This is a genomic window from Pseudoalteromonas sp. 19-MNA-CIBAN-0066 (assembly GCF_040308705.1).
In the GTDB taxonomy this organism is placed as follows: Bacteria; Pseudomonadota; Gammaproteobacteria; order Enterobacterales; family Alteromonadaceae; genus Pseudoalteromonas; species Pseudoalteromonas nigrifaciens.
The window spans coordinates 1-10,679 of record NZ_JBEONZ010000057.1 but is presented as its reverse complement, the minus strand read 5'-3'; the positions used below and the strand labels follow the sequence as shown (position 1 = coordinate 10,679).

General features: G+C 41.3%; 6 protein-coding genes. 3 read left to right on the top strand and 3 right to left on the bottom strand.

Features of this window, described 5'->3' with window-relative positions:
- Window positions 1–115 precede the first annotated feature (115 nt).
- The gene (locus AAEZ18_RS17530) at window positions 116–1,681 is read right to left on the bottom strand and encodes a cell surface protein (protein ID WP_350546958.1); all 1,566 of its coding nucleotides are present in this window, start codon (window positions 1,679–1,681) and stop codon (window positions 116–118) included.
- Between the two features lie 69 nt (window positions 1,682–1,750).
- A complete protein-coding gene (dgt, locus tag AAEZ18_RS17525; RefSeq protein WP_179807744.1) occupies window positions 1,751–3,217 on the bottom strand; it encodes a dGTPase in 1,467 nt (488 codons plus the stop codon).
- Window positions 3,218–3,551: 334 nt separating this feature from the next.
- Between dgt and AAEZ18_RS17520 the strand changes: the two genes are divergently transcribed.
- The gene (locus tag AAEZ18_RS17520) at window positions 3,552–4,772 is read left to right on the top strand and encodes an alkaline phosphatase family protein (protein ID WP_208834428.1); all 1,221 of its coding nucleotides are present in this window, start codon (window positions 3,552–3,554) and stop codon (window positions 4,770–4,772) included.
- A gap of 184 nt (window positions 4,773–4,956) precedes the next feature.
- Complete coding sequence (locus tag AAEZ18_RS17515; RefSeq protein ID WP_350546954.1) at window positions 4,957–6,114, top strand: benzoate/H(+) symporter BenE family transporter; 1,158 nt, start codon at window positions 4,957–4,959, stop codon at window positions 6,112–6,114.
- 237 nt (window positions 6,115–6,351) lie between these two features.
- Here the strand turns inward: AAEZ18_RS17515 and hemH are convergent, their stop codons facing one another.
- Window positions 6,352–7,371 (bottom strand): ferrochelatase, encoded by a 1,020-nt coding sequence (hemH, locus tag AAEZ18_RS17510; protein WP_011329752.1) that lies wholly within the window; start codon window positions 7,369–7,371, stop codon window positions 6,352–6,354.
- A 492-nt stretch (window positions 7,372–7,863) separates the two neighbouring features.
- Between hemH and AAEZ18_RS17505 the strand changes: the two genes are divergently transcribed.
- On the top strand, window positions 7,864–10,404 hold the full coding sequence (locus AAEZ18_RS17505; protein ID WP_350595392.1) for a TonB-dependent receptor plug domain-containing protein: 2,541 nt from the start codon (window positions 7,864–7,866) through the stop codon (window positions 10,402–10,404).
- The last annotated feature ends 275 nt before the right edge of the window (window positions 10,405–10,679 follow it).

Genomic DNA, 10,679 nt, shown 5'->3' with positions numbered 1-10,679 from the left:
AAGAAGCAGCCTAGTCTCTAAGTCAAGGCTGTAGAAGCCCATTGATCGACACGGAGTGGCGTCGATGGGTAGTTCACATTGGCACTTAACTTACCAATGTATAAAACCTTTAACTCTATTCTTTAGTTTGCATATTTTTAGCACGCTGCTCGGCTTCGATCAGGGCTTGAGATTTAGGTTCACGTTTTTTCTCTGCTATTTTAGGTTTTACCGATGAATTTGGATCCCAGCTATCATCCAGCGATAGGTTAGCAAATGGGTTGCTGTTGTCTATTTGCACATTTTGCTCTTTAGGCTCAGCTACTGGTTCTGGCTGTTGGTTTGTATCTGCTTTTATTACAGGCTTTGCTTTACTACCTGGTAGCGGTGCATCGGGATCGAAAGTACGTACTTCGGGCTCTTTAAATTCGTGCTCGGTATTAAATGAAGTTGCTTGCTCTGTGGTGCTGTTTACAGGGGGGTGTATATTCGTTGTTGGTTGCTGCGCAATAATTGGCTCTGGGCTGATATTGGCGGGCTCAATTGCATTTTGAGCTGGCGTTTGATCATTAATTGCTGCTGGCGCTTGTTGAGTAACCTGTTGTTGACGCTGCTTTTTAGTAGGCAGTGGTGCATCGGGATCGAACATGCGTACTTCTGGCTCGGCAAAGTCGCTGGCATTTTTTATTCGCTCTAAGGTGTTTTTAGCCGCGGCTTCAAACTCTGCGGTATTGGGCTCTGCTTTTGTTTTTGTTTTGGGTTTTTCATTACTAAATGTTGTATTTGTTGTTTTAGCTACGGTTTCTGGCTCGCTAGTACTTGCTTGTGGTTTTGCCAGCGCGGCATCAATTTGCTGCATTGAAACAGATTCTGCCGCAATTTGTGCTGTTGTCGTATTTTGCGTATTTACGGCGCTAGGGCTTGGCTTAGCTGCCGATTTAACTACTGATTTAACTGCTGGTTTAACTACTGATTTAGGAGCGGGTGTGGTAACAGCTGGGCTCGTTGGCAGTACTGTTGCCACCTCAGAATTACTTTGTTTAGAGCGGCGCATACGTACTAAAACCATTACGCCAATAAGTACTATTAGCAATAATAATAAGCTAGGTAGCAGTAGTGAGGCGGAGCTTTCGGTGTTTGGTTTTGATACTGGCGTAGGTTTTATATTTGCCGGCTTTTGTGCTGCTGCGATGGGCTCTGCGCTTATTTCTGTCGTGTTTGTCGGTGTACTTTTAGCTGCCGGACTTTTTATATCAGTGCTTTTTACATCAGTACTTTTTATATCTGAGCTTTTTACATTAGCAACGGGTTCATCAGTTGTTACTTGGCTTGTTTGACTAGGGCTTGCTTGTAACTCGGTATTAATACTCGCGGTATTGTCTGTCTCAGAGTGTGTTTTTAAAGGCTCAACAATAGGCGCTTTAACCGACTCAGTAATAGGCTCGGGCAGTGCCTTCTGCGGCTCTGGATCATTAACAATAGCATGTGGCTTAGGTTTTGGCTGAGTTGGTGTTACTACCGGCTTATTGCAATTTTTATTATAGTCGCGCGCGGCATTGCGGTAGCTGCGGCCCGTTTTGTTATTACTGTGCTGCTGCATTTCTTGTTTTATAAGTATGCACATAGCTTGGTTATAGGCTGCGCTATTAAAGCTATAAAATAGGGCAACACAAAGGGTCAGGCGTGTGAGTATTTTTATCATAAAGTTCAGTAGCGCTTAAGCATCAATAGTTTGATTTTAAGCGCTAATTTAAAATATATCTACTGTGGGCTACTCAATTACCATTAGGCTGCGATATTCGTCGTAGGCAAATTGATCGGTCATGCCGCTTATATAATCTTGAATTAACCGGCAGCGGTAATAAAACTCATAGGCGGTAAAGTGATCAGGCTCTTCTTGCATTGCATCTATGGCGTGCTGATAGCTGTTTAAGTGCTTTTTAGAAAGCTTTTTAACCAGTCGCGATTCTATTAATAAGCGTGAATCGCCATTGAGCGCTCGTTTAAAATCGTCACTGCTTAATAATAGCAGTGGTTTGTAACAATCGAGCAGGCCGTTAATAATGCGGTAGCCTTGTAGTTCGAGTTTTTCTACTTCTTTGTTTGAAAATACATATTCAAGCGCCACTTGTTTAAGGGTTATGGTGAGTGCGTGTAAATAGCTGCGATCCTCAAGTAGTGCTTGGTTAAAATCGCCATGATAAATGGGTTCTATGTGTTTAATAAAGCGTTTAGCCGCATGATTAACTAACGGATGCAGCAGCGCTACGCGTAAGTATATAAAAAATTCACTATTAAAATTATAAGGTTGTGCGTTGGCACGCTCAAGTGCGTAGTCTACGGCTTTATTTACAAAGTCTTGATGTTGGCTGTCGTCGATAGTGAGGTTTATAAGTACTTTTGTATAATGACTTTTAAGCTTTTGGCATAATAGTTCGGTGCTTATTATGTCTTTTTCTACGGCGTCTTCTATATCGGCTAGGCAATAGGAAATATCATCGGCAGCTTCCATAATATAACTTGCGGGGTGGCGGCAATACGGCTGAATTTCAAGCGCAGTTTGCAGTGCCTCTACAAATTTTTTTTCGCTGTAGTAGTAACCGACCTTTTTCATTAAATAATTTTTGTTTTGTGGTATCTCTTTTTTGTCGAGCCCCGCAGGGCGGGTATATTTTAAAATACCGGCACTTTGGCTGTAGGTTAAATTAAGTAATTGTAATGAGTGAATAATACGTATGCCTTGGGCATTGCCTTCAAAGCTGCAAATGTCGTGTGCTAGGCTTTTAAAAACAACCCCAATACCAGAATTAGGCTGTTTACAGCGCTCGGGGGTTACACTTGCTAAATTATTATTAAACCAATGGTTTATGGCGGCTTCACCAAAGTGACCAAACGGCGGATTGCCTATATCGTGCATTAGGCAGGCCATTTCAACTAGGCTTTCTAACGGCCGCTCTAGCTCGGTGAGTCCGTAGTCTTGCAGCTGCTGATAACTTAGTGATGCAAAAATACGTTGTACTATAAAGCGCCCTACTTGTTGTACTTCTAACGAGTGAGTAAGGCGAGAACGTACCGCGGCGTTGCGCTCTAGTGGAAACACTTGGGTTTTTTGTTGTAGGCGACGAATAGCGGCGCTGTTTATAATTCGGCCCCGATCGCTCTCTAGTGCCATTTGTAAGTTAGCGGTAGTGCGATACATACGTGCGGGGGTTATTTTTTTACTAAAATCGATCATCATCTTGTCCTTTTTTAAGCTGATGACAGGCATAGTTTTAGCGCATCGTCATATGTTTTTCATTAATTTGCTTTAATCTATCAGTTTGTATCTTAAATTAATATATTGCTTTAAGATCGAATTACAAAGCAGGTTTTTAGATGTCAGGTAAAGGTTAGCCAAGTGCGGTGATTGTAGGTAGGCGGGAGTTTACCTCGCGCTGTTACTTTGTAGGCGCATAGCTTGCTGGCGCGAAAAGCGTAGCTTTTAATTTTTAGCGCTTTGGTAGAGATGAGCCAAACGCGCTCATTTGCACACATATTTTATAAATAAACATTATGTTAAACAGGGTATTAAAATGAAACAGTGGATTGTAAAGGCAATATCGGTTTGCCTTTTATTAGGGATGAGTAATGCGTTTGCCGCAAAAGAGCAAACGGTAGTACTTATATCAATTGATGGTATGCGCTGGGATTATATAGAAAAACATGGTGCGCCTAATTTAAAAGCAATGGGTGATCGCGGTGTAAGAGCGCAAAAGTTGATTCCGGTTTATCCTACCAAAACGTTTCCTAACCATCTTTCAATTATTACCGGCTTACTCCCTGTTAATCATGGCATTGTTGACAATAGATTTTGTGATAAAGCCCGTAATAACGAATGCTATAGCATGGGCAAAGGCTTTACCGATAGTACTTGGGTTAGCGGTACGCCGTTGTGGAACTTGGCTAAAATGCAGGGACTTAAATCGGCAGTTTATTTTTGGCCTGAGTCGGATGCGCGTTTTAACGGCATGACCCCTGACTACTATTTTCATTACTCGCAGCATAGTGACTATCAAGACCGGGTTGATCAAATAGTGCAGTGGTTAAGTTTACCTAAAGCGCAGCGCCCACGTTTTGTTGCAGGTTATTTTTCATTGGTAGATAGCATGGGGCATAAATATGGGCCCGATGCGATGCAAACGCGCGATGCAGTTAAACAACTCGATGAGTTAATGGGGCAGTTACAAGCGCGTTTAAGCAAATTAGATCAAGAAGTAAACTTAGTGATAGTGTCGGATCATGGTATGGCGCAGCTTGATCCAGCTAAAAGTATATTAGTTAGTAGTTTACCTAAAGATGACAACTTTTTAGTAAAAAACACTGGCCCGCGGTTACTTATTTATACAAAACCTGAGGCGGTTAATGCCGATATTGAGGGCTATAAAGCGCGTTTACAACAAGCAGCTAAAGGGCGTTATACGGTATTAACGGCTGAGCAGTTAGCGGGCTATCATTATAATAAAGGCACCCGTGTAGGCGATATTGTTGTGCAAACAACGGCACCAGCAATATTTGCTAGTTCAGAAAAAGCAGGCCCTATAGGCACCCACGGTTATGCTTATACCGATGATATGGCAGCAACCTTTTTAGCTGTTGGCCCTGCGTTTAAAAAGGGTATGAGTATTGAGCAAGTTAATAACTTAGATATTTATCCGGTATTGGCAAAAATAATGGGGCTAAAGCTACTTAGTAAAACCGACGGCGACGGTAAAAGCTTAATGCCCGCTGTGCAGCGAAAAATGATAGTGCATTAATCTGTAGTCTAAAAAATAACAGCTTAGGCTGTAAACTACATAATACCTAAGCGGCTAATTAGCCGCTTTTTTATGCCTGTAAACTGACATGACTATTTTTCGCTCAAATTAGACCTCTTGCTAATTGCAAAGTATTTAACTGCCACGTATGTTAAAAATATAACAATAATAAATAGAGAAACTTATGGCAGGGATTGATCAGTTAGTTAGCCGTGTAATGGCAGGGTTGGTGGCCGTTATTATTGGCTTTACCAGCTCAGTAGCACTGATTTACCAGGTGGTTATTGTGCTTGGTGGCACGCCTGAGTTAGTAGCCAGCTGGATTTTAATGCTGGGCTTAGTAATGGGCAGCACCTCTATTATTTTATCGTATTATTATAAAGTGCCAATATTAATTGCGTGGTCGACTACAGGGGCTGCACTGCTAATTTCTACCGCCGATGGCTATAACCTAAATGAGGCCGTAGGGGCATTTATGCTCTGTGCACTATTGGTATTTTTATCGGGAGTGACGGGCTGGTTTGAAAAAGTTATGAACCGTATTCCCAGTGAGCTTGCCTGTGCCATGCTTGCGGGCGTATTAGTTACTTTTGGCATTGACGTATTTAACTTTATGAACGAATTACCGTTAATGATTGGCTTAATGGTATTAGTTTACTGCATAGGTAAACGTTACTTTGCACGTTTTACTATGTTAAGTGTGCTAATAACCGGCGTATTACTGGCGTGGAATATGGGCCATATTGATACCAGCAACTTGCAATGGCAAGCTAGTAGTTTTGCTTATATAGCCCCAAGTTTTAACTTTCAGGCATTTATTAGTATTAGTATTCCTTTATATATAGTAACCATGACCTCACAAAACTTACCCGGTATTGCAGTACTAAAAGCCCATAATTATAAAGCGCCAATTTCGGCGTCACTTAATGTAACGGGTTTTATTAATTTAGTAACAGCGCCATTTGGCACCTATTCAATTAATTTAGCTGCCATAACAGCCGCCATTTGTATGAGTGAAAATGCAGATAAAAACCCCGATAAACGTTATTGGGCGAGCATAGCCGGTGGCGTTTTTTATATTATTATGGCGCTGTGCGCAGCAACATTAGTGGCCGTAGTGGCCAGCTTACCGCAAGCATTAATTTTAGCTTTAGCGGGCATTGCATTATTTGGCACTATTGCTTCAAGCCTGCAGCAAGCACTGCATAGCTCACAATATAGCGAAGCCGCCATAATTACATTTTTAGTCACCGCGTCAGATTTAACCCTGTGGTCGGTAGGCTCAGCCTGCTGGGGAATTATAGCCGGCGTATTAACGCTATTTATTATCCGTAAGGGTTAAAAGTAGGTTGTAGGGAAGCGATTAGGCGCTAGGTTTTAGGCGTATAAAAATTAAAAAACTCACCACTGGGTGCTACTCCTTTGTGGTGAGTTTTCACTTTTACCCGTGCACAAGGCACTAAGCAGACAAAAGGTTTTTTACTAAAGGTGCGATTAAGCTACAGCTACAGCTACAGCAAACCGATCTTAGTCAGTTAATACCTAAAGCCTGATACCTAAACCTGCTCTTTTACTGCCTTTAAAGCATTGGTTTTAATATATCAAACATGGCGTCTATGTGATCGTCTCGCTCGTTTAGTGCAGCAATGTAACGGTATTTTTCACCGCCGGCATGTTCAAAAATTTCACGGTTTTCGCCCTCTAACTCCTCGAGGGTTTCTAAGCAGTCAGCACTAAACGCGGGGCTAATTATGGCAATATCTTTAATGCCTTGTGCAGGAAAGCTTTCAAGGGTAGCGTCGGTATAAGGCTTTAACCATTCTGCTTTACCAAAGCGGCTTTGAAAGGTACTTATTACTTGGTCTTTATCAAGGCCAAGCTTTTCGATTACTAAACGTGTGGTTTGTAGGCATAAACAGTGATACGGATCGCCTCGTTCTAAAAATAGTTTAGGCATACCATGGTACGAAAAAACGAGCTTTTGTGGCATACCATTGGCTGCTAAATCTTCGCTAATACTATTAGCTAACGACTCTATGTAACGCGTATTTTTGTGATAGCCGTTTATAAAATGCAGCTCAGGAACCCAGCGCCATTTACGCAGCACGTTTGATACCGCGTCAAAGGTTGAGCCCGTAGTTGGGCTTGAGTATTGTGGGTATAACGGTAATACAATTATGCGCGTAAGGCCTTTATCGCGAAGTTGTTCCAACCCAGCTTCAATTGAAGGATTGCCGTAACGCATAGCCATAACCACTTCGGTATTGGTATAGCCATGCTCTTTTAATAGCGCATTTAATTTTAGGCTTTGCTGGCGAGTAATATGGGTAAGTGGTGAGCCGTTTTCGGTCCATATACTTTCATAAAGCTTGGCAGAGCGTTTTGGGCGAATACGTAAAATAATACCATGGAGAATAATCATCCATACAAAACGTGGTATTTCTACAATACGTGGATCTGATAAAAACTCACGTAAATAAGTACGCAAAGCACTTGCTGTTGGCGCATCAGGGCTGCCTAAGTTGGTGAGTAATATGCCTGTTTTTTGATTGAAACGCCCATCATGGGGATTATCGGTAACGGCAGAAAATCGCGACACGTTATGCTCCTTCAAGCAAAATATTCAGAAATAACTATTAAGGCATAGTGTAACGAAAAAAAGCACTGTTTAGATCAATCATTTAGTTGTTTTAATTATAATTTTAAAAAATCAGCACGATTAGATACTTTGAGGTTATTACTTTTTATATAAAAACTAAAAAACCTGCCATTTTAGTGCACTGTAAACACCAGGTTACAGACTGTAAAGCTAAGTAACCATGGTTTGGCTGTAAAATGAGCAGTCAGTGAGTTGAAGGCCAGTGTAAATAATACGTTAACTTTTTAATATTTAAAATAAAATGCCGAATTGCTGGTATTTTAACCTATTAAAGGTGTTAATTTTCTATTTTAGAAGTTATTTGCATACATAGACTAATTATTTATGCGTTTTAGTATCTTTTTATTTATATATGTTGCTAGGATGTTGGCAGCAAGGTTTGTATGTAACAACCTTTTATAAATTATAAGAACACAAAACAGGGTCGTCACTATGTCAACATATCGTTTAAACACACTCGCTGTTGCCGTTGCTTTTGCTTTTAGCGCGCCAAGCATGGTTAACGCACAAGAAGCACCGGTTAAAGCTGTAAAAAATATTGAGCAAATATCAGTATTAGGATCACGCGTATCAAATCGTACTTCTACTGAATCCTCATCTCCTATTGATTTAATTGACGCGGACGATCTAAATAAAGGTGGCTTTACCGAACTTGGGCAAAGCTTACAAGCAACCGCACCTTCATTTAACTTTTCGCGTACGCAAGTATCTGACGGCTCTGATTTATTTAGACCTGCCACTTTACGTGGTTTACAGCCAGATCAAACACTAGTATTAATAAATGGTAAGCGCCGTCATAATCAAGCCATTTTTGGTTTAACCAGTACGGTTGGTGGTGGTTCAGCGGGCACCGATATGAATGCGATTCCGCTAGTTGCTTTAAAAGGTGTTGAAGTACTACGCGATGGCGCTGCAGCACAGTATGGCTCTGATGCTATTGCAGGGGTTATTAACTTATCGCTTAACAATTCAACCGGCGTTACTACAGGTTATGTACAATATAGCGAAACCGGCGAAGGCGATGGCGAAACAGTATCGGTTGGCTTAAATCGTGGTTTTGATTTAGGCAGCGAAGGTGGATTTATTAACCTATCACTTGAGCACCGTGATGCACAAAGCACTAACCGTGCAGAGCGCGATATTGGCGGCTCACTTGATGTAGCACCTGGTACGCTTTCTAAAGATGTACGCTGGAGCCAAGGTAATGCAGAGAGCGAATTTACCTCACTATTTTATAATATGGCACTGCCAGTTGGTGGCGATAATGAACTTTACTCATTTGGTGGCTATTCTGAACGTACCGCTTTAGGTAATGGTTTTTACCGAAACTTTAATGAAGCTGGCAAAAACGTAACTCAAGTATACGCAGATGGTTTTTTACCGCAGATTTTTAACGAAGCACAAGATATTTCACTTGCACTTGGACTTAAAGGCGAAATTAATACCGACTGGGGATACGATGTATCGGCGGTGTATGGTGAAAACCAATACGACTTTACTTCACGTAACAGCATTAATGCCTCGTATGCGGCAGAGTATGTTGCTAATAACCCAAATGCGAGTGACGCTGATATAGCGGCTAATGCGGGCCCAAGTGGTGGGTATTCAGGTGGTTTCCGTTTTGATCAAACAACGCTTAATATGGATATAAGCGGTATTATAGATATAGGAAATGAACCTTTGTATGTTTCGTTTGGCGCAGAATATCGTAAAGAAAATTACGAAATAGTCCCAGGGGAAGAAGCTTCTTATGCGTGTGGTTTAGCTAATATGGATACCTCGTATCCGTCAGTTAACGATGCTAATCAATTTGCAGAGTGTGGTTTTCAAGCTTATAACGGTTTGCGCCCTGAAGCGTCAAATTCACAAAGCCGCGACAGTTATGCATTTTATGTAGATGCTGAAACCATGATCACCGATGCATGGAACGTAAGTGGTGCACTGCGCTACGAAGATTTCTCGGATGCAGGCGATGATTTAATTGGTAAATTAGCAACGCGTTATGAGTTTAATGATGACTTTGCCGTGCGCGCTGCTGCATCTACAGGCTTTAGAGCACCGTCGTTACAACAAAGTGGCTATACAGCGTTTACCACTAACTTAGGCTCAGACGGCACGTTAAGCCAATCGTTTACAGCAACCACAGGTTCGGCATTTCCTTCTGCTTTAGGGGTTAATAGTTTAGAGCTAGAAACATCTAAAAACTTAAGCGCAGGCTTTGTTTATGATGTAACCAGCGAGCTTTCGTTAACGGTTGATTTTTACCACGTAGAAATTAAAGACCGTATAACGCTAGGTAGTTTATTATCAGCAGATGATGTGGCATTTAGTGCAGAGGCAGTTGCTGCATTACAAGCAACCGGTGCAGTGCAAGCAAACTATTTCTCAAATTCTTTAGATTCAACTACGCAAGGTGTTGATATTATTGCATCTTACCGTACTGAACTGGACGGTGGTAACTTAGGTATTACTTTTGCGGGTAACCTAAACGAAACTAAAATTGATAATGTAAATGCAGCACCTGGTATTCCAAAAAATGTCGCGCTTGATGATATACAAAGCAGCTTTTTAACAGACGGCCAACCAGGTGAGCGTGGTACGTTAACCTTTGATTATGAGCGCGATGCTTATAGTTCAATGATACGCTTTAACTACTTTGGCGAAACCGATGTTAAATACTTTGCTAACGACCATATTTCGTTACCTGGGTTTTTATCACCTACGGGTTCATTTAAGCCTACCAGCACGGTTGAGTCAGCAGTATTGGTTGATTTAAACGTGACTTACCAAATTAACGATACGTTTGCTGTATCGGTTGGTGCTGATAACGTATTTGACGAAACGCCAGATGAATTAGGTGATGATGAAGTACTTAACTTTATCTCTAATGGCGGATTTAAATACCCATTACGTGCCGTACCTTATGGTTTTGATGGCCGTACCTACTATGCAAAATTAAGCTTTAGCTTTTAATATTTAGCTAAACAGTAACAAGCGCAGTTATTTACTGCGCTTTTTTTTGCCTTAATTTTATACTAATGAGGGCAGTGAAATAGGGGGAAAGGGGGGGGGGGGACATATTTTTTAAATAGCGCTTTAAATCACTTGCAAGCTTGTAAATTAAGCATACAATCGCCATATATAAGTAACCTGAACTTTGGATAATAAATATATCTCAAGCAGCTACTTTCAGCGCTAACTGCGTTGAATTTACTTGCAATAGGCCAGCTATTGACGCGTAAATTCGC

Excerpts from the sequence above, each read along its gene's own strand:
- AAEZ18_RS17530 (WP_350546958.1), bottom strand. The coding sequence starts at position 1,681 with ATGATAAAAATACTCACACGCCTGACCCTTTGTGTTGCCCTATTTTAT.
- dgt (WP_179807744.1), bottom strand. The coding sequence starts at position 3,217 with ATGATGATCGATTTTAGTAAAAAAATAACCCCCGCACGTATGTATCGC.
- AAEZ18_RS17520 (WP_208834428.1), top strand. The coding sequence starts at position 3,552 with ATGAAACAGTGGATTGTAAAGGCAATATCGGTTTGCCTTTTATTAGGG.
- AAEZ18_RS17515 (WP_350546954.1), top strand. The coding sequence starts at position 4,957 with ATGGCAGGGATTGATCAGTTAGTTAGCCGTGTAATGGCAGGGTTGGTG.
- AAEZ18_RS17505 (WP_350595392.1), top strand. The coding sequence starts at position 7,864 with ATGTCAACATATCGTTTAAACACACTCGCTGTTGCCGTTGCTTTTGCT.